Annotated in this window: 20 protein-coding genes; 4 read left to right on the plus strand and 16 right to left on the minus strand. The window is 43.4% G+C overall.

Annotated features, from left to right (window positions below):
* Positions 1–26: 26 nt before the first annotated feature.
* The 6 genes from ACIQ6T_RS00770 to rpsA all read right to left on the minus strand — a co-directional run bounded on the left by ACIQ6T_RS00770 (position 27) and on the right by rpsA (position 7,217).
* Complete coding sequence (locus ACIQ6T_RS00770) at positions 27–1,139, minus strand: efflux RND transporter periplasmic adaptor subunit (protein WP_395783216.1); 1,113 nt, start codon at positions 1,137–1,139, stop codon at positions 27–29.
* Between the two features lie 2 nt (positions 1,140–1,141).
* Positions 1,142–2,488 (minus strand): TolC family protein, encoded by a 1,347-nt coding sequence (locus ACIQ6T_RS00775; protein WP_395783218.1) that lies wholly within the window; start codon positions 2,486–2,488, stop codon positions 1,142–1,144.
* Complete coding sequence (locus ACIQ6T_RS00780) at positions 2,485–3,090, minus strand: TetR/AcrR family transcriptional regulator (RefSeq protein WP_395783220.1); 606 nt, start codon at positions 3,088–3,090, stop codon at positions 2,485–2,487. Before ACIQ6T_RS00780 ends, ACIQ6T_RS00775 begins: the two co-directional genes overlap by 4 nt.
* Positions 3,091–3,191: 101 nt before the next feature.
* Complete coding sequence (locus ACIQ6T_RS00785) at positions 3,192–3,698, minus strand: phosphoheptose isomerase (protein ID WP_395783222.1); 507 nt, start codon at positions 3,696–3,698, stop codon at positions 3,192–3,194.
* Between the two features lie 75 nt (positions 3,699–3,773).
* Complete coding sequence (locus tag ACIQ6T_RS00790; protein WP_395783224.1) at positions 3,774–5,207, minus strand: Gfo/Idh/MocA family protein; 1,434 nt, start codon at positions 5,205–5,207, stop codon at positions 3,774–3,776.
* A gap of 189 nt (positions 5,208–5,396) precedes the next feature.
* Positions 5,397–7,217 (minus strand): 30S ribosomal protein S1, encoded by a 1,821-nt coding sequence (gene rpsA, locus ACIQ6T_RS00795; RefSeq protein WP_395783226.1) that lies wholly within the window; start codon positions 7,215–7,217, stop codon positions 5,397–5,399.
* Between the two features lie 147 nt (positions 7,218–7,364).
* Here rpsA and ACIQ6T_RS00800 point away from each other — a divergent pair, with 147 nt between their 5' ends.
* On the plus strand, positions 7,365–8,504 hold the full coding sequence (locus ACIQ6T_RS00800) for an aldose epimerase family protein (RefSeq protein WP_395783228.1): 1,140 nt from the start codon (positions 7,365–7,367) through the stop codon (positions 8,502–8,504).
* Between the two features lie 4 nt (positions 8,505–8,508).
* Here the strand turns inward: ACIQ6T_RS00800 and mazG are convergent, their stop codons facing one another.
* Together mazG and ACIQ6T_RS00810 are read right to left on the minus strand one after the other, a co-directional pair.
* Positions 8,509–9,342: a nucleoside triphosphate pyrophosphohydrolase gene (gene mazG / locus ACIQ6T_RS00805; protein WP_395783230.1), complete on the minus strand. Its 834-nt coding sequence runs from the start codon at positions 9,340–9,342 to the stop codon at positions 8,509–8,511.
* Between the two features lie 2 nt (positions 9,343–9,344).
* Positions 9,345–10,208 carry a family 16 glycosylhydrolase gene (locus ACIQ6T_RS00810; RefSeq protein ID WP_395783232.1) on the minus strand — a complete coding sequence of 288 codons (864 nt, stop codon included), beginning with the start codon at positions 10,206–10,208 and terminating at the stop codon, positions 9,345–9,347.
* A gap of 71 nt (positions 10,209–10,279) precedes the next feature.
* Between ACIQ6T_RS00810 and uvrB the strand changes: the two genes are divergently transcribed.
* Positions 10,280–12,301: an excinuclease ABC subunit UvrB gene (gene uvrB, locus ACIQ6T_RS00815; protein WP_395783234.1), complete on the plus strand. Its 2,022-nt coding sequence runs from the start codon at positions 10,280–10,282 to the stop codon at positions 12,299–12,301.
* On the opposite strand, the gene ACIQ6T_RS00820 is transcribed toward uvrB, so the two are convergent.
* Complete coding sequence (locus ACIQ6T_RS00820) at positions 12,298–13,779, minus strand: NAD(P)/FAD-dependent oxidoreductase (RefSeq protein WP_395783236.1); 1,482 nt, start codon at positions 13,777–13,779, stop codon at positions 12,298–12,300. The genes uvrB and ACIQ6T_RS00820 overlap by 4 nt on opposite strands.
* An 89-nt stretch (positions 13,780–13,868) precedes the next feature.
* Complete coding sequence (locus tag ACIQ6T_RS00825) at positions 13,869–14,687, minus strand: sterol desaturase family protein (protein WP_395783238.1); 819 nt, start codon at positions 14,685–14,687, stop codon at positions 13,869–13,871.
* 439 nt (positions 14,688–15,126) lie between these two features.
* Between ACIQ6T_RS00825 and ACIQ6T_RS00830 the strand changes: the two genes are divergently transcribed.
* Positions 15,127–15,627: a heme-binding domain-containing protein gene (locus ACIQ6T_RS00830; RefSeq protein WP_395783240.1), complete on the plus strand. Its 501-nt coding sequence runs from the start codon at positions 15,127–15,129 to the stop codon at positions 15,625–15,627.
* On the opposite strand, the gene ACIQ6T_RS00835 is transcribed toward ACIQ6T_RS00830, so the two are convergent.
* The 5 genes from ACIQ6T_RS00835 to pdhA all read right to left on the minus strand — a co-directional run bounded on the left by ACIQ6T_RS00835 (position 15,624) and on the right by pdhA (position 20,566).
* On the minus strand, positions 15,624–16,202 hold the full coding sequence (locus tag ACIQ6T_RS00835; RefSeq protein WP_395783242.1) for a PepSY-associated TM helix domain-containing protein: 579 nt from the start codon (positions 16,200–16,202) through the stop codon (positions 15,624–15,626). The genes ACIQ6T_RS00830 and ACIQ6T_RS00835 overlap by 4 nt on opposite strands.
* A gap of 2 nt (positions 16,203–16,204) precedes the next feature.
* Entirely contained in the window at positions 16,205–17,629 is a 1,425-nt protein-coding gene (locus ACIQ6T_RS00840) for a DUF2271 domain-containing protein (RefSeq protein WP_395783244.1), read from the minus strand.
* A gap of 182 nt (positions 17,630–17,811) precedes the next feature.
* Positions 17,812–18,858 carry an NAD(P)-dependent alcohol dehydrogenase gene (locus ACIQ6T_RS00845; protein WP_395783246.1) on the minus strand — a complete coding sequence of 349 codons (1,047 nt, stop codon included), beginning with the start codon at positions 18,856–18,858 and terminating at the stop codon, positions 17,812–17,814.
* Complete coding sequence (locus ACIQ6T_RS00850) at positions 18,845–19,489, minus strand: DsbA family oxidoreductase (RefSeq protein ID WP_395783248.1); 645 nt, start codon at positions 19,487–19,489, stop codon at positions 18,845–18,847. Before ACIQ6T_RS00850 ends, ACIQ6T_RS00845 begins: the two co-directional genes overlap by 14 nt.
* 66 nt (positions 19,490–19,555) lie before the next feature.
* Positions 19,556–20,566, minus strand: a complete 1,011-nt coding sequence (gene pdhA / locus ACIQ6T_RS00855; RefSeq protein ID WP_395783250.1) for a pyruvate dehydrogenase (acetyl-transferring) E1 component subunit alpha — start codon at positions 20,564–20,566, stop codon at positions 19,556–19,558.
* A 111-nt stretch (positions 20,567–20,677) separates the two neighbouring features.
* On the opposite strand from pdhA, the gene recF reads away from it, so the two are divergent.
* Positions 20,678–21,775: a DNA replication/repair protein RecF gene (gene recF, locus ACIQ6T_RS00860; RefSeq protein ID WP_395783252.1), complete on the plus strand. Its 1,098-nt coding sequence runs from the start codon at positions 20,678–20,680 to the stop codon at positions 21,773–21,775.
* Here recF and ACIQ6T_RS00865 read toward each other — a convergent pair.
* The gene (locus ACIQ6T_RS00865; RefSeq protein ID WP_395783254.1) at positions 21,750–22,919 is read right to left on the minus strand and encodes a glycosyltransferase; all 1,170 of its coding nucleotides are present in this window, start codon (positions 22,917–22,919) and stop codon (positions 21,750–21,752) included. The genes recF and ACIQ6T_RS00865 overlap by 26 nt on opposite strands.
* Between the last annotated feature and the right edge of the window lie 7 nt (positions 22,920–22,926).

Consider the following 22,926-nt stretch of genomic DNA (forward strand, 5'->3'; position numbering starts at 1 on the left):
TCTTTTTATTTTTTTCCATGGTTGGCCTAGAATGAAATTGCTTGTCCGTCTACTAAATCTTGGTAGCCAGATGTGATTAATAAGTCACCTGCTTGTAAGCCTGTGGCAATTTCTGCTTGACCATTATATGAAAGACCCATCGTTACAAAACGTGCTTTCGCGACTTTTTTACCATTTTCCTCTACGGCTACATATACCAAATTCCCCTTTTCAGTCTTTTGGATGATGTTTTCATCGACCACTAATGCATTCGATTTCGATGTATCATTGATGTTGATGACAGCTAATTGATTTGGTTTCAAATCCCCACCTGCGTTTGGAATACGAGCTTCGATATCAAACGTACGTGTTAATGGATTAACCATTTTGGACACTAAAGAGATACGCGCTGTAATTTCTTTGTTGATGTCTGGAAACTTGATCACAATCGGGTCACCTACTTTAACGGAACCAACATACGCATCGGCAATCTTTGCGGCAATTTTCAAATTACTTAAATTCACAATTTGTACAATTGGCATACCTGGAGCAGCCATTTCGCCTGCTTTTTGACGTACTAATTCAACCGTTCCAGAGATAGGCGCCACCACGCGAGACAAGCCTAATTGCGCACGCAAAGTCACCAAACGCTTCTCCAACGATTCCTTGTTTGACTTCGCGCTTAAGTATTGTACTTCCGTTCCAATTTGTTGGTCCCAAAGTGTCTTTTGCTTCGTAAATAATGTTTTTGCTAAGTCCAACTGATGCTTAACCTCTTCCATCGATTCAGTCAAAATGCTGTTATCCAATGAAGCGATTAATTGTCCCTTGGAAACTTGTTGGCCCGCTACCACCGGCAACGTAATAATCGCACCACCTGTTTGTGGACTTACCAACACTGTATTTTCAGCGACAACATTTCCTTGTGCTTCCACAAAGTGCTTGAAGGTTGTTGCTGCCATTGGACTTACAGCCACAGCAACCACTTTACTCGTAGCCGACTCCGTTCCTGCACCTAACTCCTTCTCTAACGAAGCAATTTTAGCATTGATTTCTTTGGCTTCTGATTTCAAGTTGGCCAATTCTGTTTTCTTATCGACCGACTTATTGCATGCCGCAAATAAGATGATCGCGCTTAGGAGGATAGTTATTTTTTTCATGATTATTGTTCTGAATATAAGGTTCCGTTTGATTTAGCTAACTCTACTTTGGCGATTAACGCATTGTAAAGCGCAGTAAAATAATTTGCTTGCGACTCTTTTATCGATGTCTCCGCATTTAATACTTCAAGATTTGATCCCACACCTTGGGTGTATTTAACGCGTGAAACACGTGAAATCTCATTCGCCAAATCTAAGTTGGCCTTCTGCTCTTTCAAAGACTCCAAGGAATTCTTCAAGGAAATTGCCGACTGATATCTTTGTAGGTCAATGGATGATTTCAACAAATCGAAGCTTTGACGTACTTTTTGTAGGTTGTTTGCCGACTGGATGGCTTTGTATTTCTTCGAGAAACCGTCAAAAATTGGGATTTGCAAGGAGAAACTAATCGTTGCATTATCAAACCATGGTTTAGTTACTAAGTCGCCAAAGCTATTCGCACCAGCGTTATATCCATAACTAGCCCCAGCCACTAAACGAGGATAGTATCCGGCTTTAATGCTCTTCAAATCCAATTCAGCCAAATTTTCTTGTGTTTTAAGAATTGAATACTCGATGCGGTTTCCGTAATTAAAGGGAACATCTTGGTCAACAAGTAAGTTTTGGCTTAATTCAATCTGCTCTAAGGTCTCGCTCAATCGCATGGGCTCCTCCATCGGGTAGCCCATTTGAAATTTCAATAAAGAATAGCTTAATTCTTGCAGGCGGTACACATTTTCTAATTCGGTCCGCAAGTTATTTGCTTGCACTTCAAGGCGTTGAACATCAATCTTTTCAACAAAACCCTGCGCATTTAACGCTTTAGTTTCCTTAAATAAGGTGTCCAAGCGACCTACATTCAATTGCAGAATTGATAAGCGTTTTTCGTTTACCAAAATCCCATAATAAGCTTTCATGACATTTTCGGCCACTTGTTGCTTGGACTGAGTTAAGGATTTCACCGACAAATCTTTGTACACTTCAGATGCTTTTAGGCCTAGCAAATACGTACCATCGAATAGCAGTTGGCTTAAGTTAACACTTGACTGACCCGAATTGGTCACGCCAAATTTAGCCGCAATTAATTCCCCTGGTTTAGCAGCTGGATTAAAAAGGTTAGCGGGAATAAACACACGCTGAAGAATAAGGCTGTTGCCATACCCAACACCTGCGTTAAGTTGAGGCAGTCCAATGGCCCGAATCTCGTTAATCTTGGCACTTGCATTCTGCAAGTCAATTTGGCTATTCTTTACTTGAACATGGTGTATAATGGCGTAGTCTACTGCTTCTTTGAGCGTAAACGATTGCGCATTGGCACTGAGCGAACCAAGTAAAAATAGACCAGCACAAATTTTTCTTAGGCGGATCATGATTGTAAATTGTTTTGGTATGAATTATAAAGAGTTAAACCTTTCTCGGTCAAAATTCCGCGCATGAAAATGTCCATCAACGTAAGTTGGGTATCATACAAGGATAATTTATTGGTAGGATAAAAGTCAGGGTCAAAAGCGAGATTAACTTCAGCCATCCGTAAACGAGCTAGCAGCTCAAAATCGATATCTTTTCTAAAATACCCGAATTGGGCTCCTTTTTTAAAGTCGGCAATCAAATTCTTATGAATGCATTTTTCGCCGTGCTCTGCGAAAAGTTGATACGCATTCGGGAAGTATTTTTGAATCTCATACAGCAGACGTGGGTTCATCTGCGTAAACAAATCCTTCGTCATTTCAAAAGACTGAAATATCTTTTCAATCACGTTTGGATATAGCCTGTCGAGCTCATCCCATTTAATATCGTCCTGTTCTATGAAGGCTTTAACGACCTCATATACCATCGAATCTTTATCAGGAAAATGTTGATAAATCGTTTTTTTAGAAATCCCTAATTCAGCCGCTATAGCATCCATCGTCACCGACTTGACGCCGTAACGAAAGAATAATTGCGTTCCTTTTTCTAGAATACGTGATTTCATTTGCTAAACCCGTTGATTTATCGGGTAGCAAAACTATGGAAACTTTTGTAGACTACAAAGTTTTCTTGTATTATTTTTAGATGGCCGGCGAGAAAAAAGTATTAACGGCCGAAGTCATCTTGTAAGCGGACGATATCGGATTCGTCTGATGGAAACTCGCTATCTGTATGTTGCCAAATCTCAGCAACAACGCCCCAGTTAGCTAAACCGATCAACCGATGGCGCTGCCCAATGGGCAAGGTGATGCATTCCCCCTCTTGGTAAATCCCCGGTTCTGGCTGATCGTCTATTGGCGAAATCGCCACCCCTACTGGTCCGTTTACCACAGTCCATAGTTCAGCCCGCCTAAAATGGTATTGCCAAGATAAGCGCTTCGATGGCGCTACGACAAGAAACTTGGGACTAAGTTTTTGGGTAATTTGAATGGCGTCTAAGGACAGGTGTGGGAAAAATTGTGCCGCGAATTTGGCAGCTTGATCTTCTTGCAGGACGAAAAATCCACCCCAAGGACGATTGTGGTCTTTATCAACAATGTGATAACCTTGAGAACGTATAAACGATTCTACTTGACTAAAAATTTCTGTGGGGGTACTTTCTGCCAACTGCATATTTAATATTTTGACAAAAATAAAAAAAAGACGGGAGAGGGCCCCCGTCTTTTCGATTTAACCTGTGAAAACTTATTACATGGTCCAACCTGCACGATATTCGCGCTTCACGAATTGGTTCGCAGGTTCAAAGTTGGTGATACGCATATTCGCAGCATCCCACTCAAGCTGTTGGCGCCCAATATATTTTGCCGTACGGCCTTCGCCTTCACGCAACATATACGAACGAATAGCCAAGTTACCCATCAACACAGACTCCGTAAACGGACCTGCATAATCAAAAGGAGAACTAACTTCCATGTTACCGTAACCAGCTTTACAAGCTTCTACCCACTGGGTATTGTGACCGCCATCTCCGCCAATAACGCGTGGCAATGTTGCCTTTGGCAATTCTGCCTCATCCACACGCTTACCATTTTTGAAAACTTTTGGATACATACCATACGTACCACACGTCATGATTCCCTTTGTTCCAATCAAAATAACACCGTTAGTTCCATCCAAATCTCCGATGATCTCAGTTGCTGGAATTCCAGCTGGATGAGGAGCACGAAGGCCACCGTCGAACCAGGTCAACTTAACATTGGACTTATTTTTTGCGGAAGGACCATAATTCAATGTCACCATCGATGATGGAGGACATCCTTCTGGAATCCACTCAGGAACCCAGTCATTTAAAAATACGGAACCTACCGAACATTCGACGTTCAAGGCATCACGGATACCCAAAACTTTGAATGGAGGATCTAATAGGTGGCAACCCATATCACCTAGGGCACCTGTACCATAATCCCACCAGCCTCTCCACTTGAATGGAATAAACGCAGGATTAAATTCACGGTATTTAGCAGGTCCTAACCATAAATCCCAATCTAACTCCGCAGGTACCGCATGACCGGCAGCTGGATATGAAATCCCTTGTGGCCAAACCGGACGGTTTGTCCAAACTAAAACCTCAGAAACTTTTCCAATCACACCACCATCGAACCATTCTGTCATCTTCCGAACGCCGTCCCCTGATGAACCTTGATTACCCATCTGCGTAACCACCTTCATTTCACGGGCTTTCTCAGTCATCATACGCGCTTCATAAATGTCGTGTGTTAATGGCTTCTGCACATAAACGTGCTTTTTGCGACGCATCGCTTCCATCGCAATGGTTGTGTGCGTATGATCTGGCGTAGACACAATAACGGCGTCAATATTGTCGCCCTCTTTCTCTAATGCCTTGCGGAAATCTTTATAATAATTTGCATTGGGAAAACTCTTCCGCGATTGTGCTGCGCGGCGATCGTCTACGTCAACTAGCGCAACGATATTTTCAGCGCCCTTGTTGAATGAACTCATAATATCGCTTTGGCCTTTACCGCCAGCTCCGATACCCATGATATTTAATTTGTCAGAAGGAGCTTTATACCCTTTTCCGAGTACGTGACGCGGTACGATATAAAAGCTTCCAGCAGCTATTCCAGCTTTTTTTAGAAAGTTTCTTCGTGAATTATTTCCCATTGTTTAATGATTTAGTTTGATTGACTTTAACTAGGCCAAAGACCCTAGAAATGTCAGGGCGCTAAGTTGTTAAAATACCACCAAAAAAGCAATTATTTTCTTGATATTTTGCAAGTCTATAGGCCCAGCTCAGGATACAAAAAAGGGGATTCGTTTCCGAATCCCCTTTCACTATTTCGCTAAGAAAAACTATTCCGCTTTCTTAGATTTCTTCTCTAACTTTTTGATCGCTTGCTCACGCTCAACGCCTTCCATTTGCTCTTTCAAAGCAGATAAAGCTCCGATATCACCCATTGTCGACTTCTCCGCAGTTGCTGTAGCTGTCTTCTCTGTTGTTTTTGTAGCTTTCTTCTTCTCTACTTTTACTTCTTCAACTGGCGCACCTGAGAATGTACGCATGTGCGATAAGATAATCTTACGCTCGTCCTTGTGGAATTCAGTAACGACAAAATCCAATGCCTCACCTATTTCCGCAGCCGACTCATCTGCTTTCGTTAATTGCTTCAACGGAGACAATCCTTCGATACCGTAAGGTAACTCAAGTGTGGCCATCTTATCGCTCTTCGAAATAACAGTTGCCTTGTGCGTAGAACCGATGGTGAATACACTCTCAAATGTATCCCATGGATTCTCTTCCAATTGCTTGTGACCTAATGCCAAACGACGATTGTCCGCGTCTAACTCAATCACAATAACATCCAAAGAATCTCCTACTTTAACAAATTCAGATGGATGCTTAATTTTCTTTGTCCATGACAAATCAGAAACGTGAACCAAACCATCAATTCCCTCTTCTAACTCAAGGAATAAACCAAAGTTAGTTAAGTTACGAACCGTTCCTTTGTGCTTCGTTCCTACTGCATATTTAGACAACAAATCTGTTTTGTTCCAAGGATCTTCAGTCAATTGCTTGATACCTAATGACATCTTGCGCTCAGAACGATCTAATGTCAACACAACTGCTTCCATTTCATCGCCTACTTTCAAGAAATCTTGTGGGTTACGCAAGTGCTGAGACCATGACATCTCAGAAACGTGGATCAAACCTTCAACGCCTGGCAATACTTCCAAGAAAGCACCATAATCCGCTACGTTAACAATTTTACCCTTTACCTTAGATCCCACTTCCACATCAGCTACTAAAGCTTCCCATGGATGTGCTTGCAATTGCTTCATACCCAATGAGATACGCTTCTTGTTCTCATCAAAGTCTAATACAACTACTTGAATTTTCTGATCTAATTTCAACACCTCTTGTGGGTGATTGATACGTCCCCACGAGATATCTGTAATGTGCAATAAACCATCCACACCACCTAAATCGATGAACACACCGAAATTAGTCATGTTTTTGATCACACCTTCTAATACTTGACCTTTATCTAAGTTGTTCAAAATCAATTGGCGTTGTGCCTCAAGATCCTTCTCAATCAATACTTTATGAGATACAACTACGTTGTCATTTGTATGGTTGATTTTCACCACCTTAACTTCCATATTTTTGCCAACAAAAATATCGAAATCACGAATTGGCTTCACATCAATTTGAGATCCTGGCAAGAACGCCTCGATTCCAAAAATATCTACGATCAAACCACCTTTGGTACGACGCTTTACGAAACCATTGATGATTGTATCTTCTTCCAAAGCTTTCTCAATGTTCGTCCACGCACTCATTACCTTAGCTAACTTACGTGACAAGGTTAATTGTCCGTTTGCGTCTTCTTGGTTCTCGATGTACACTTCTACTTCGTCACCTGCTTTCAAATCCGGCATATCGCGGAATTCAGATGCAGATACTAAACCATCAGATTTGAATCCAATGTTGATAATTACTTCACGGTCTGTTTTGCTCACAACAACCCCCTTCACAACTTCCTTCTCAGTTACCGAGTTTAGAGTAGCTTCAATCGCTGCCTCCATTTGTGCTTTTTGATCCGAAGTATAGTTACCACCGAACCCTTTTCCTTCAACTAAATCCCAGTCGAAATCCTTTTTTACTTTTGTCATATGTACTTGCCCTAGATACATCAACGCGCTGGGCTAACGTGCTGAAATTAAGTGTTAAACAATTTTTAAATTGGGGTGCAAAGATAGGGGGAATTATTTTATTTTCAAGCAAATTCTTTAAATTGGAAGTTCAATAACCTGTTTACCATGAAAAAATCAGTTTCTTGGCTTGCAACAGCCATTTTTGCTTGCACCTTTTTTATGGGTAATGCGCAATCTAACTCACTCAAAACCAACATGTTTCTTTCCGAAAAGCCCTTTGGCAAAACAGCTGCCAACGAACCCGTTACGCTCTATACGTTGAAAAATACGCAGGGGATGGAGGTTCACATCATGAACTACGGTGCCATCATCACCAAAATTATTGTTCCCGACAAAAACGAAGTCATGGAAGATGTCGTACTCGGATTCGAAAATGTGGCCGATTACATCAAAGATTCGCCCTATTTTGGTGCCATAGTAGGTCGCTACGGGAACCGCATCGCTGCAGGAAAATTCAGCCTCGATGGGAAAAGCTATACACTTGCGGCGCAAAATAATGGCCAACACCTACATGGTGGATTAAAAGGTTTCGATAAAAAAGTATGGAAAATGATCGGTAAAAAAGAGGGCAGTATTACCTTAAGTTATTTATCCGTGGATGGAGAGGAGGGGTTTCCGGGTAATTTAGAAATTCAAGTAACATATACGTTGAGCGAAGATAATGCCATTTCGATGGACTATAGCGCTAAAACAGACCGGGCAACGGTTCTAAATATTTGCAACCACTCCTATTTTAATTTATCGGGAAATGCTAAACGCGATGTGCTTGATCATGTGATCCAACTTAATGCACCCCATTTTATCCCAGTAGACAAGGTGCTAATCCCCACAGGTGAGGTGAAATCGGTGAAAGGTGGTCCTTTTGATTTTACTTCTCCTAAAAAAATTGGCTTGGATATTAATGCTGCCGATGAGCAAATTGCTTTTGGCAGTGGCTATGATCATTGCTATGCGTTTGATAAAGCGCCTGGGGCTTATGGCAAAATCGCACATGTTGAAGATCCAATTTCTGGGCGAATTATGGAAGTTTTTACCACTGAACCTGGGGTTCAATTCTACACAGGAAATCATTTAAATGGGCGCCTCACGGGTAAAAATGGCGCTGTTTATACGAAGAGATCTGGGTTTTGTCTTGAAACACAGCATTATCCAGATTCGCCAAATAAGCCTAACTTTCCTTCGACGGTACTACGTCCCGGGGAGACCTACACATCGAAAACAGTTTATCAGTTTTCTGTGCAATAAGTAATTATTTTTCGCGTTCACCGGTAGACGCTGCCGGGGTTGAAGACCCCGGCAGCGTCACCTTCGCTTCGTTCCAAAGAACATCCATTTCTGCGAGGGTCATATCCTGTAAATTCATACCCATTTCGGCCGCACGGCGCTCTAAATGCTGAAAACGATAAATAAATTTTCGATTTGTTCGTTCAACTGCCTGATCCGGATTAATATCGATAAAGCGCGCAAAATTCACCAAACTGAAAATTAAATCACCTAATTCCCCTTCCGCCTCCTCCTTTTGAGCTGGCGTTAATTCTTTGCCTACAAAAGTCTCCTTAAACTCCCCCAACTCCTCTTCCACCTTCTCCCAAACTTGCTCTTTTTCTTCCCAATCAAAACCCGCACCCCGTGCCTTTTCCTGAATGCGCATGGCCTTCACTAAAGACGGTAGAGATCCCGGAACCCCTGACAAAACAGATTTATTTCCTTCCTTTAATTTCAACGCTTCCCAATTGGCCTTCACTTGCTCCTCCGTCTCCGCAACCACATCCCCATAAATATGCGGATGGCGGCCTATCAATTTTTCGCATAACCCGTTTAAAACATCGGTCACATCGAAAGCGCCTTTTTCAGAACCAATTTTGCTGTAGAAAACGAGGTGTAAAAATAGATCCCCTATCTCCTTGCGGATTTCGGTGAGATCATTTTCCATGATCGCATCCGAAAGCTCATAGGTCTCTTCAATCGTCAAATGGCGCAGCGTATCCATGGTTTGCTTTTTGTCCCATGGACATTTTTCGCGCAAATCATCCATCATACACAACAATCGATCAAAGGCCTCCGCCGCTATTGGATATCTCATATTTATGGGTTTAATCCGTATACGCGGACATAATCGATTAAAAATTTATTAGGGAAAATAGAATCGTCAACCCCTTTTTGGCCTCCCCAATTTCCCCCAATCGCCAAATTCAACAAGATATGTTGCTTTTTATCAAACGGCCACTCTTCCCAACCTCGCCCCGAATTTTCAAATGTAAAATATAATTTTCCATCAATATAGGACTTGACATATTGAGGCGTCCACTCCATTGTATAGACATGAAACTCCTTATCGAAATCATCCATCCGGGTCGTTGCCGTTTTTTGCGTATTAATCACGTGGTTAAACGCTTTGGTATGAATTGAAAAATGCATGACCCCCGGATTGTAGCCCACATGCTCTAAAATATCAATTTCCCCATTATCAGGCCAATAAGCCGACCCGTAATCCGACTGACTTGCCAACATCCATATAGCCGGCCAATTTCCACGGCCCGCTGGGATTTTGGCCCGAACTTCCACTTTTCCATATAAAAAATCTTGCTTTCCTTTGGTTACAATCCGGGCTGAAGAATAACTCCTTGCCCCTGTTGGTTCCTTGCGCGCTTCAATCGTAAGCACACCATTTTCAATATGGGCATTGTCCAAATCTGCATTCGTATAGTATTGAAGTTCATTATTTCCCCAACCAGAACCGCCAACATCATACGACCAAAATTTATCGTTTGGCAATCCGGGAATATCAAATTCATCCACCCAAATTGGCTTTTCCGTAAACGTATACACCTTAGGAGGGGCAGGTGGCGTAGGAACAAATGGCTGCGCAGGGGCTGGAGTTTCTGCTTGCGAACAAGCAAAAGTTGCCACTAATGCCACACCACCAAAAATGGAAATCAATTTCGTCATGGAGATATTTTAAGTAGCCAAAATTAAGTGGAAGTACACCATAAATCCTACCGATTATGTACTTTTGATGCATGGAATTTAAACTATCATCCTCCTATAAGCCTACTGGCGATCAGCCTAGTGCGATTAAGCAATTGGTGGATGGTATTAACAAAAACGAAAAATCCCAAACACTGCTGGGGGTAACCGGATCTGGCAAGACGTTTACGATTGCGAATGTGATCCAACAAGTCAACCGTCCCACCCTTATCTTAAGTCATAATAAAACTCTGGCGGCGCAGTTGTACGGCGAATTCAAATCGTTCTTTCCAGAAAATGCCGTTGAATATTTCATTTCCTATTACGATTATTACCAACCGGAAGCGTTCATTGCGTCAACGGGTACCTACATTGAAAAAGATCTTTCGATTAATCAGGAGATTGAAAAATTACGTTTAGCCACGACGGCAGCCCTGATGTCTGGTCGGCGAGACGTCATTGTCATCGCCTCCGTTTCATGTATTTATGGTATGGGTAATCCGGATGAATACAAGAATTCCATCATGCGGATTGGTGTAGGTGAAACGATTTCTCGAAATCAATTTTTGTTTCGTTTGGTTGAAATTCTGTATGCCCGTACGGAAGGCGAGTTTTTGCGCGGCACGTTTCGGGTCAAAGGCGATACAGTTGATATCTTTTTGGCCTATGCTGATTTTGGGTATCGGGTCATATTTTTTGGAGATGAGATTGAAGAAATTCACCGCATTGATCCGTGGACTGGCAAAAAGATTTCGAAGGAAACAATGGTAGCCATTTTCCCGGCCAATTTATTTGTCACGGGACGTGAGACGTTGAACAATGCGATTTCGGATATTCAGGCAGATTTGGTGAATCAGATTTCCTACTTTGGAAAAGATGGCCGACTTCAAGAGGCGGAGCGAATCAAGCAACGAACTGAGTTTGATTTAGAAATGATGCGCGAATTAGGTTATTGCTCGGGTATTGAAAATTACTCGCGTTATTTTGATCAGCGCAAGCCGGGGCAGCGTCCGTTTTGCTTACTCGACTTTTTCCCAGATGATTTTTTGATGGTCGTTGACGAAAGCCACGCCTCCATGCCCCAAATTCGGGCGATGTATGGCGGCGACCGCTCCCGGAAAGAGGCCTTGGTTGAATATGGATTCCGTTTACCTTCCGCGATGGATAATCGGCCTTTAAAATTCCAAGAGTTTGAGGACTTAGTAGGCCAAACGATTTTCGTTTCAGCCACCCCTTCCGATTATGAATTACAACTTTCAGAAGGTGTGGTGGTTGAGCAAATAATACGGCCAACTGGACTTTTGGATCCGTTGATTGATGTAAGGCCAACCAAAAATCAGATAGATGATTTAATGGATGAGGTCTATGATCGCATCAAAAAACAAGAGCGAACGTTGATTACTACGCTGACAAAACGCATGGCGGAGGAGCTTTCCAAATACATGGATCGAGTGGGAATCAAGTGCCGTTACATTCACTCGGAAATTAAGACGCTCGAGCGGGTAGAGATTTTACGTGAATTGCGATTGGGTGTGATTGATGTTTTAGTAGGCGTCAACTTGCTTCGTGAAGGGCTTGATTTGCCTGAGGTATCGTTTGTGGCCATCATGGATGCTGACAAAGAAGGATTTTTACGTGATATACGCTCATTGATTCAGACGATTGGTCGGGCTGCGCGAAATGAAAATGGAAAAGTTGTCATGTATGCGGACCGGATGACAGGGTCGATGGAAAAGGCGATTAATGAAACGAATCGCCGAAGAGAGCGCCAACGTGCGTACAATACGGAACATGGAATTACGCCAAAGACTATTTGGCGGAGTCATGACGAGATTATGGAGCAAACGTCGATTGCGGATAAGATGGCTAAGCCAATGAAGGCCTATGGAATTACGCCAAAAGAGCGTTTACAAGCGGCTGATCCGCTTTTAGCGTATCTGTCTAAGCCGGAATTGAAGAAGCAAAAAGAGGCCGTACAAAAAGAAATGGAGCTTGCTGCGCGCGAGTTGGATTTCCCACTAGCGGCTAAGTTCCGAGATGAATTGCTGGCGATTGATAAACTACTTGCCGTCTAAATCTTTTTAGGTACAGCTCTCCCAACAAGTTTATTTTCAGCCCCGCGATCGCCGCCTTCGTGGTATTCGGCGTCTTCGTTCACATCCCACAAGTTGTACAATTCCTTCCCTGCAACTATATTTTTTGTCGCCAGCATAGCCGTCATCATACTGTGATCTTGGTTATTGTACTTGTGCATGCCGTTACGTCCGATCAAACTAAGACCTTTATAGGCTTCTAAGTCTTCACGAATCGTTGCCAAATGATCTTTGTATTCGTGGTCATAAACCGGATAAGCTTTCGGTTGGCGAACCACATACCCATCTAGTACCGAACTAGGATCTGTCAGGCCAATTTGGGCTATTTCCTTCTTACCTAAGGCGATCAAATCTTCATTTGAACTTGCCCATAAACCGTCACCTTCAAAGCAGAAATATTCTAAGCCATAACAAGCCATGGAAGGATCTGGAACCATGAAAGGGCTCCAAGATTTGAAGTTTTGGATACGGCCTACTTGAACGCTTGGGTCGTGAATATAGATCCAGTTGTCGGTGAAAGCATCTTTATCGCGGCAGATGAGCACTACTGTTAAGAAATCTCGGTAGTTTAATTTCTGCGCGGCTTCCAGGGATTTGGCTGGCATTAGTGGCAAAATATTGGGGATTAACTCGCGCATGGGCGCAGTGGATAACACGTGAGAGAAATCGCCCACTTGTTTACCATCGCTCGTGTGTATTTGCCAGGTGTCTCCGGATTTTTCAATTTTTTGCACGCCGGTGTTCATCGTAATTTCAACGCCTAGGGCTATACTTTTTTCGGCACATACTTCCCACATGCGGCCAGGGCCGGTTTTGGGATATCTAAATGAGTCGATTAAGGTTTTGATTAGAGCGTCCCCTTTCTTTTTCTTATTTTGGCTGGCAAATAATGCGTTCCAAATGGCACTGCTTAAAGAAAGTCCTTTAATTCGTTGCGCTGCCCAATCAGCCGAAATTTGGTTACAAGGAATACCCCAAACCTTCTCTGTATAGGTCTTAAAAAAGATATTGAAAAGTCTTTTGCCAAATTGGTTAGTCACCCAATCTTCAAAATTTTGAGGATTCTTAATTGGGAAAACCTTAGACTGCAAATAACTCAAAACACATAATATGCTTTCGAAAACGCCTAATTTGAACAGCGCCTCCATAGCCACAAGTGGGTATGAAAAGAAATTTTTATTGTAAAAAATCCGAGAACTACGGGGACGTTCAAGCAACTCGTCACCTAAAATTTCTGTCCAAAAATCTTCAACTTCTTGTGATTTAGAAAAAAATCGGTGCCCACCGATGTCAAAATGGTAGCCTTTGTATGATTCGGTACGGGAAATTCCGCCTACATAAGTTGGGTCCTTTTCAAAAACTTGAACTGATACGCCACTTTTTCCTAATAAGTAGGCCGCAGTTAAACCAGCTGGACCTGCCCCGATAATCGCTACTTTTTTCATTCTAAGATTTACCAATTTGAAAATATGATGACAAAAGTATGCAATTTATGTGGCAATTAAAATTTGAATAGCCGCTGAACAAGAATACTTCAAATGTTGAATTTTCAATCTGTCTTGATTGATTTATTAAACGGGATGCCTACTTGAAATTTTAAATCAGAATCATTATTTAACGGTAAAACATCTAGGCCGTATTGAATTTGATCGGCAGGCATATCGTGGTATGTACCAAAAATACGATCCCAAATCGAAAAGATATTTCCATAATTTGTATCGGTCTGTGGCCGCACATAGTGGTGGTGAATCTTATGCATATTAGGGGATACAATCAACCAGGTAATCCCTCGATCTAGCCATGTGGGCAAGTTGATGTTCGCATGATTAAATTGGGATAATAAGGCACTGGCGCTTTGGTAAGCCATAACAAGCCACATGGGTGCGCCACAAACAAAAATACCGATGATGGCAAAAATGGCTCGAAACACACTTTCTCCGGGATGATGACGATTTGCTGTGGTCGTATCCACCATGGTGTCTGCGTGGTGAATCATGTGAAATTTCCAAAGTACTTTAACCTTATGCTCAATAAAGTGGATCAGGTAGGCGCCTACAAGATCCAATAAAAGTAGGCCAACAAGTGCAAAAAGCCACAAGGGCATTGGGAACCAGTAAAGTATGCCAAACTGATTTTCCACAGCCCAATCACTCGCCTTAACTAGGGCGAAAGCGAAAGCGAAATTGATGATGACGGTGGTAAGGGTGAATAATAGGTTAATTTTCGCATGTTTCCATTTGACGTATTTGAACTGGAATAGGGGGATAATCCCTTCGATAATCCAGAAAAAAGCGATTCCGCCGGCTAAAATAAGGGCTCTGTGTGAGCTGGGTATTGTATCAAAATAATGGGTTAATGATTCAAGCATAAGATTAAAGGGGTAATTGTTCTCAATGATAAAAATAAAATATGGAAGATGGGTGAGATTTTTCATAAAAATTTCGTTTGGGTTGACGCTGCCGGGGTCTGCGACCCCGGCAGCGTCTAAATTAAAGGGTTTTTTGATAAGTTTCTTGATAGATACAATTTGCAGGGAAAAATCGGCCTCTATTAGGCTATATGGGCATAAATTATACCTGCTTTATGCTTAAACTGATAAACTGCACCCATGTTTTTCGCCATAAAGACACACCTGACGTGTATCTTATTTGCCAAAATAAAACATGATATCCCCTTTTAAAATCCGCTACAGGGATCTCATACCCCGGCAGCGTATATCGCAAATGAAAAATTTGTATGATATTTCACAAACCGCACCTCATTTTATCAAAAACATGATAAATTGAAGCCTTAAACATGTTAACCCTATGAAAAAAATCGCACTAAGCCTTATCGGACTACTCATTATCATTCAGTTCATCCATCCAGAAAGGAATACGAGCAACGACAACACCTACGCAATTTCGAAAAAATACCTCATCCCAGATCATGTGAATACTATTTTGACGAATGCATGCACCGACTGCCATTCAAATCAATCAACCTATCCTTGGTATTCAAATATTCAACCGGTTGGCTTTTGGCTAAATCATCACATCGAAGAAGGCAAAGAGCACTTGAACTTTTCTACCTTTTTGAAATTACCTATCGCTGTTCAAAACCATAAATTAGAAGAAGTCATCGAGACCGTGGAAGAAGGCGAAATGCCGATGCCCTCGTATACTTATTTGGGGTTACACTCGAAGGCAAATTTAAGTGAAGAAGAAAGAGGGCAATTAATCGCTTGGGCAAAAGCGCAGATGGACACGTTAAAAGCAACGTATCCGGCCGACAGCCTTAAAATGAAACCTCGTCCGAAACGAGACTAAATAAAATAAAACAAGGCGATCGCCCCAATTCCTAAAACGAGCCAAAGCAACCCATTGGCTCGTTTTTTCTTTATAAATAACAAAAGAATCAAGCCCGTAATCGAAATTACCGTCATAAAAATAGCCGAAAAATCAATCACCCACTTCCAGCCCTGACCCGTATCTCGACCTTTGTGTAAATCATTTGCCCAAGCTATAACGCCAAGCGATCGCTCTGATAAATGATAGCTTCCTTTCGTTCGATCCACAAAAACATCCGCCGTATATCCTGGGCCTTGAAAAGAAATAGAAAATTCTGATTCATCTATCCGGAAATCATTTAGTTGGCCCTTTACCTGATGCGAAGCCCGCAAAAATTCGACAATTTCCAGCTTTTTTACCTTGGCCGTATCCGTAGCATTTACCCAAGCAGGATTTAAACGCCCATCCAATTCATTCAAAACCTCCTTCTCTGGAAACCAATCCAAGTGATTGAGCGTCAATCCCGTCACTGAGAAAAACAGCACAATAACAAAACTGAACATGGACAAATAGATGTGCAACCACCTCGACCATTCGGCAACTGTTCTTTTCATATTTATTTGGTTCGATAAACTAAACTGGCTGCAGACAGCTCCTCGTTGCCAGCGATGGCTTGCGTTTTGGCTTTACCATCAAATTTCATGGGCTGTTTCATCAACTGATATGAACCGTGCTCACGTGCCGCTTCGATGTAAATCGTATAATTTCCTTGCTCGACAAATTGGCCCTGATCGTTTTTCCCATCCCACACCAACGAGTAATTTCCCGCTGAACGCGTGGCCGATGTAATGGACATTAAGTCAATTGGTGACTCTCGTTGCGCTTCAGAGAACGAACGTAAATCCGGTAGCCAGCGCGGTTTTCTGTACCAAAGTGCCAATCGACGCACCGGCTTATGATTCGCATCTTCTACCCACACCGCGACGTACGGTCGGCGCGCTCCCCCTCCCAAATCCGCTACTTGAATATTGATCAATAATTCTTGATTTGCTGCCCATAATTTCTCCTTCAAATTAACCAATGAAATAGATGTCGCAACCTCGGAGCGGACACCAGACCATGATTCACTCGCTATCTTTTCGCCATTTTTGGTGACAATTAAATATTCAAGATCTTGATAATTTGTGGCTAAAGCTGACGACTCAGCAACTGACAACACATTAAATGCCGTTGCCAAAGCTCCCGCCGTCACCGCGTTTGCATGAATAACCGTTGCCGAAACAATTTCTTGAGCTGGCATTCCTGTTCGCGGATCCATGATATGTGAAATCCATTGGCCATCGAATGCCTCTCCCCGACGGTAATTTCCACTCGTTGCAATTGATTTATTCTCCAAAGAAACAACTCCAAGCGAAGCGCCATTTTCCGCATCCAAATGTGGATCACTCACGCGAACCGGTTCCGTCCAATCTCCTTTTACCAATATATCACCTCCTACGTTCAACACAAGACCATGTACACCTGGAGAAGCCATAGCCACAGCTGCAGCTTTTTCCATCACATAGCCCTTCGTAAATGTGTGTAAACGTAATTCAGCATCTGTCAAACGCGTCGCCGTCCCCTCACCTAAAGTCCAATGTGCCTCATTCACATCTACTTTTCCTTCTTTCCAATGACGCGCAATTTCCTCCGAAGCCGCATTAATGGCTCCATCCGTTTTCGCATTCCAATCATCAAACAAATTCAATACCTCAGATATCTCCGCAGATACAGCTATAACCTCGCCTTTTGAACTAGCCATCCAAAGCGCAAATTCATTGTGCGATCCCGCGCTACCTAAAATTTGTTGGAGCCGACTGATTTCCGCTAAAACTTGCGCCTCCGCCTTTTCGGCCATCTCAAACGTCTGAGCCGCAATTTTCATATCGAGCGAAGTCCCTAGAATATTTTCTAATTGAGTAGACAAAACACCGGAAGCGGTAGCATTTGCGTTTGGAACAGCAGCAAGAACAGCTGCCAAAGAACTTGTTATCGGATTCATACTAGGCATTTAAAATGAGAAAGCCCAAAACTAGAATTTCAAGATTCAAGTCAGTCCATTTTTAGACCAAATACTAATTTTCGTCTACGACTTGTTGAGCGAAAAAGTGACGCTGCCGGGGTCTTCAACCCCGGCAGCGTCTACCGCAAGCTCCGAAAAATCCCTATAAGTATCCTGATAATTTACAAGGTCTTCATATCTATTACGAAACGATACTTCACATCCGAATGAATCACCCGCTCATACGCCGCATTCACATCCACCATCGATATCATCTCCACATCAGATAAAATACCATGCTCCGCGCAGTAATCCAACATTTCCTGTGTCTCCGCTATACCACCAATCATCGAACCGATAATACTCCGACGCTTCGAAATCAATTTCGCCGCCCCAAACGCATTGTCCTCCGGCGGAATTCCCACCAACAACATCTTGCCTTCCACCGTTAATAAATCAAGAAACTTATTTAAATCATGCTTCGCAGCGACCGTATTTAAGATAAAATCAAAGGACCCCGCCAGCGCCTTCATTTGCGCAGGATCAGTAGATAAAGCAAAATGATGCGCTCCCAAAGCCCGTGCATCCGCCTCCTTCGACGGCGAAGTCGACAACATCGTAACCTCCGCCCCAAAAGAAGCCGCAAATTTTACCGCCATGTGTCCCAAGCCACCTAGCCCTAAAACAGCCACTTTATGACCCTTACCCACACCTGCAAATCGTAAAGGCGAATACGTCGTGATGCCCGCACATAACAATGGAGCCACACGCGCTAAATCCGCTTCTTCAAAATTGACATGCAAGGCATAATGCTCATCTACCACATAATTGGCCGAATACCCCCCAAAAGTCTGGGTCTTTCCATCCCGATAAAAATCATTATACGTCGCCGTCATGTCCTCATCGCAATACTGCTCCTGACCCTTTTCACACGATGGACAAGTCCGACAAGAATCAACGAAAACGCCGACTCCCGCTGTTTGGCCTACTTTAAACTTCGTTACATGCGAACCAACCTCCACAACTTTCCCCACAATTTCATGCCCCGGAACAATCGGATAAATCGACGGCCCCCACTCACTACGCACCATGTGAATATCCGAATGGCAAACCCCACAATACATAATATCAATCTTTACATCATGCGGTCCAACCTCGCGACGTTCAAATGTAATCGGCGCCACCAGTGCCTCCGCGCTCGTAGCGCCATACCCTTTAACTTGCATCATGTAATGTTTGGTTTAATGTGTCTATAAATACTTGAACAGGTTCCGCGCCAGATATGCCAAATTTTCGATCAAACACGAAAAATGGCACTCCACGAACCCCTAAATTGACTCCTTCTTGAATATCTTGACTGACCCGATACGCTAGCTCCTCACTTGCAATCGCTGCACGTACATCCGCAGCCTGCAACCCAACCGATACTCCCAGCGAAACAAGCTCATCAACCGAAGCCAAATCTCGACCCTCCGTAAAATAGGCCTTAAAAAACACCTCTTCTATTTCGTTATCTAATCCTTTTTCTTTGGCTAATTGAATCACCCGATGTGCATACAATGAATTAGCGACAACCGCCTTGTCAAACTGAAAATCCAACCCCACCGCAGCAGCCATCGCTACCACACGATCATGCATTTGCACCGACTGCTCCATCGACCAGCCCTTCCGCTCCGCTAAATATTCATAAACGCCCACAGGAGAATCAAAATCCATCGGAATTTCAGGGTCCAACTGGTAACTTTTCCATGATATTTCAACCGCATCACGCCCCTCAAATGCCAAAAGCGCCTGCTCCAAATGCCGCTTGCCGATATAACAAAACGGACACATAATATCACTCCAGATTTCTATTTTCATAAGAGGCAAATTTACAAAAAAACCCTAGGCGACTGACCTAGGGTTTCTTAAAAAAACAATTAAATCTTACTCCACAACGAATGGGTAATCTTCTTGCATATACACATCTTTGTACGCCTCATCCGGCGTAGGGAATGGAGATGCCTCCGCAAAATCCACCGACTCCTGTACTTGAATCTTAATCTTCGCATCGATCGCATCTAAATCTGCTTGCGTTGCTAACCCATTTTCCAAAATACGGGCCTTCACTTGCTCGATTGGATCACGATCCTTGTAGGTTTCAACCTCTTCTTTCGAACGGTATTTTTGTGGATCCGACATCGAGTGACCCCGGTAACGATACGTTCTAAACTCTAAAAATGTAGGACCTTCACCGGCACGTGCACGTGCCGCAGCACGAGATACTGCCTCGTGAACCGCCTCCACATCCATGGCATCTACCGGCTCAGACGGCATATCGTATGCCTCACCGATGGTATATAATTCCGTCACATTGGACGTACGCGCTACTGACGTTCCCATCGCGTAACCGTTGTTTTCTACGACAAATATCGCAGGCAATTTCCATGTCATCGCCATGTTAAAGGCCTCGTGCAAAGCACCTTGACGCACGGCACCATCACCGAAGTAGGTGATCGAAACATTACCAGTTTTCTTATATTTTTCAGCAAATGCCAAACCCGCTCCTAACGGAATCTGCGCACCTACGATTCCATGACCACCTACAAAACCAACTTCCTTATCGAAAATGTGCATTGAACCACCTTTGCCCTTGGAAGCACCTGTAATCTTACCATATAACTCGGCCATGATTGCGTTAGGTGATGTACCTAATGCCAAAGGAATGCCGTGGTCACGGTAGGCAGTGATGTATTTATCGCCCTCAATCAAAGCAGATTTTGCACCTGATGAACACGCTTCTTGTCCGATATATAAGTGACAAAAACCTTTGATTTTTTGCATCCCGTACAACTGACCGCATTTCTCTTCGAACTTGCGTTGCAATTGCATCGACTCATACCAGTACATGTAGGTCTCTTTGGAATACTTTAGTGCTTGCGTTTCTTTCTTCGCCATCTTATTGATTGTATTTAAAATCGATGCGAAATTAAAACAAAAGCGCCACGCAGCCAAAAAATCGCGTATTATTCTTTATTTTTACAGCTTTCCGCCATTCGGATTCGCCCTATGTACCTAAAATCGTTACAGGTCAAACAGTTTAAGTCTTACGAAGAAGCGCAATTTGAATTCATTTCAAATATCAATTGCATCGTAGGCGAAAACGGAATCGGAAAAACCAACCTGCTCGACGCGATTCATTTTCTTTCCCTAACCAAAAGCGCCCGCGGCGTAGCCGATCCCCTTTGCATCCGCCATGGCGATTCCTTTTTCATGGTTCAAGGTTCTTTCATCTTTCAAAAAGCCGAACACATCCCCGAATCTGAAACGCAAATCACCTGCGCCGTTCAGAAAGGTCAAAAGAAAAGCCTGCTTCGCGATCAAAAACCTTATACGCGCCTCGCCGATCACATCGGAAATTTCCCCATTGTACTGATGGACCCACATGATACGGACTTAGTTCGTGACTCGAGTGATACCCGAAGGAGATTTTTTGATGGCGTCATGGCGCAACTCGACCGCACCTTTCTAGAGAATTTAATTAGGTATAATCGCATCGTCCAGCAGCGCAACAGTCTACTCAAACAATTCGCTGATTCCGGCCAAATCGATTCGGTGATGTTGGCCAGCTACCACGAGCCACTCGTGATTCTAGGCGAAGCCATCAACCAAGCACGGATTATTTTTTTAGCAGATTTCTTACCTAGATTCCAAGCGCATTACGCCACGCTTTCCGACGATCGAGAGCAGGTGACAATAAGACTCATCTCCACGTTTGAAGCAGGAAAATTAGATGAGGCATTGCTAAATTCAGAAAGGCAGGATTTGGCGGCCCAACGGACCACTGTCGGAATACACCGCGATGATTTTGACTTTGATATTAACGAGTTTCCGCTCAAAAAATACGGTTCACAAGGCCAAACAAAAAGCTTTGTTGTAGCCCTCAAGCTCGCACAATTCGACGCGCTGACTGCAGCTAAACCACGAAAACCGCTCCTATTATTAGATGATATTTTTGATAAACTAGATGACCGCCGGATTCAGCGATTGATTGAAATGATGGCTGAAGACCATTTTGGGCAGGTTTTCATTACCGATGCCCGTCCTGAACGGACCAAATCATTATTAAAAAATCTGCGCACTAAGATTCAATACATCGCGCTATAGTATCCCCAAAGGTCTGAATGGAATTTTCCGCAGCGACTTTTTGGCACGCCTCCGCATCCACCTGCAATCCTTCTGTTTGAATCAATTGCAGCACATTCCCCACGGCCAACGAATCCGTCGCATCAACCACGCGACCCAAACCACGCGCACGAATCAGTTCGCCAATCACCCCGAGCTCAGTTCCCAACATCGCCTTCCCCGCCATCGCACCACGCACAAGAACCGAACTCATGCCCGTATGTCCTTGATATAACATCAGCACCACATCCGCCAATTCGAAACAAATCTGCACCTCTTGCGCCGGCAAGTATCCAAATAACGTGATCACTTGAAGCGAAGGAACGCGTGCAATCGCCGCTTGAATCTGCGGTAAATATTCCGGGGCAATCGGGCCAGCTAACACCAAACACATATGCGCATGCTCCGAAGGTGGCAATTGACCACAAGCCTTTAAAAACACCTCTATTCCCTTGCGCTCATCCAAAAACCCAAAATTCAAATACACCTTTTTATCCGAAGGTATACCATGCTTCACCCGAAATGCCTCACGCACATCAAAAGAAATCGCATACGATTTAATCGGATCGCTCAAAGGCTCAACGCGCGCAGGACCCGCGATCGAACGGATTGTAGGAACCAAGGATTGAACGAGGCAAAAGAGACTGTGGATTTGGCCGGATTGAAGGGCGCGGCCTAATAGCCATTTTTTTAGCAAAGGATAAAAACCAGTAGCGTCCTCAAAAAAGTCAGTCCGGAAACTGATCCCAGAAACAGGTATGGGACTGCGCTTTCCGAGCCAAGCAGCTAATGGAAAATAATCGAAATACATAAATAGGGCATGTGTGGCTTGATGCGCAGAAGCATAGTCCAACATTAAATTCCATTCCACAAACGAGCGGCGGTAAATATTCATCGCGTGCAGGCGTGTGATTTGATCCATCGGGATCCCGGCAAATATCACATTCGAACCCCACACAAGCTGGTCGGCGATGCGGCGCGACTCCACATCCGTGCGGAATTTCTCCCCAGATACGACCACGATCTCGACATCCTGCCGACCGCTAAAGTATTCGACGGCATACAGCAAATAATCCGGGTGGTGCCCGTCCAAAATGGTGTCAAAAAGAAGTATGCGGTGTTTCACAGGGTAT

It is taken from the genome of Aquirufa sp. (assembly GCF_044377215.1).
In the GTDB taxonomy this organism is placed as follows: domain Bacteria; phylum Bacteroidota; class Bacteroidia; order Cytophagales; family Spirosomataceae; genus Aquirufa.

Bases quoted from the DNA above. Each gene is read 5' to 3' on its own strand.
- ACIQ6T_RS00770 (WP_395783216.1), bottom strand. From the start codon at position 1,139: ATGAAAAAAATAACTATCCTCCTAAGCGCGATCATCTTATTTGCGGCA.
- ACIQ6T_RS00775 (WP_395783218.1), bottom strand. From the start codon at position 2,488: ATGATCCGCCTAAGAAAAATTTGTGCTGGTCTATTTTTACTTGGTTCG.
- ACIQ6T_RS00780 (WP_395783220.1), bottom strand. From the start codon at position 3,090: ATGAAATCACGTATTCTAGAAAAAGGAACGCAATTATTCTTTCGTTAC.
- ACIQ6T_RS00785 (WP_395783222.1), bottom strand. From the start codon at position 3,698: ATGCAGTTGGCAGAAAGTACCCCCACAGAAATTTTTAGTCAAGTAGAA.
- ACIQ6T_RS00790 (WP_395783224.1), bottom strand. From the start codon at position 5,207: ATGGGAAATAATTCACGAAGAAACTTTCTAAAAAAAGCTGGAATAGCT.
- rpsA (WP_395783226.1), bottom strand. From the start codon at position 7,217: ATGACAAAAGTAAAAAAGGATTTCGACTGGGATTTAGTTGAAGGAAAA.
- ACIQ6T_RS00800 (WP_395783228.1), top strand. From the start codon at position 7,365: ATGAAAAAATCAGTTTCTTGGCTTGCAACAGCCATTTTTGCTTGCACC.
- mazG (WP_395783230.1), bottom strand. From the start codon at position 9,342: ATGAGATATCCAATAGCGGCGGAGGCCTTTGATCGATTGTTGTGTATG.
- ACIQ6T_RS00810 (WP_395783232.1), bottom strand. From the start codon at position 10,208: ATGACGAAATTGATTTCCATTTTTGGTGGTGTGGCATTAGTGGCAACT.
- uvrB (WP_395783234.1), top strand. From the start codon at position 10,280: ATGGAATTTAAACTATCATCCTCCTATAAGCCTACTGGCGATCAGCCT.
- ACIQ6T_RS00825 (WP_395783238.1), bottom strand. From the start codon at position 14,687: ATGCTTGAATCATTAACCCATTATTTTGATACAATACCCAGCTCACAC.
- ACIQ6T_RS00830 (WP_395783240.1), top strand. From the start codon at position 15,127: ATGAAAAAAATCGCACTAAGCCTTATCGGACTACTCATTATCATTCAG.
- ACIQ6T_RS00835 (WP_395783242.1), bottom strand. From the start codon at position 16,202: ATGAAAAGAACAGTTGCCGAATGGTCGAGGTGGTTGCACATCTATTTG.
- ACIQ6T_RS00840 (WP_395783244.1), bottom strand. From the start codon at position 17,629: ATGAATCCGATAACAAGTTCTTTGGCAGCTGTTCTTGCTGCTGTTCCA.
- ACIQ6T_RS00845 (WP_395783246.1), bottom strand. From the start codon at position 18,858: ATGATGCAAGTTAAAGGGTATGGCGCTACGAGCGCGGAGGCACTGGTG.
- ACIQ6T_RS00850 (WP_395783248.1), bottom strand. From the start codon at position 19,489: ATGAAAATAGAAATCTGGAGTGATATTATGTGTCCGTTTTGTTATATC.
- pdhA (WP_395783250.1), bottom strand. From the start codon at position 20,566: ATGGCGAAGAAAGAAACGCAAGCACTAAAGTATTCCAAAGAGACCTAC.
- recF (WP_395783252.1), top strand. From the start codon at position 20,678: ATGTACCTAAAATCGTTACAGGTCAAACAGTTTAAGTCTTACGAAGAA.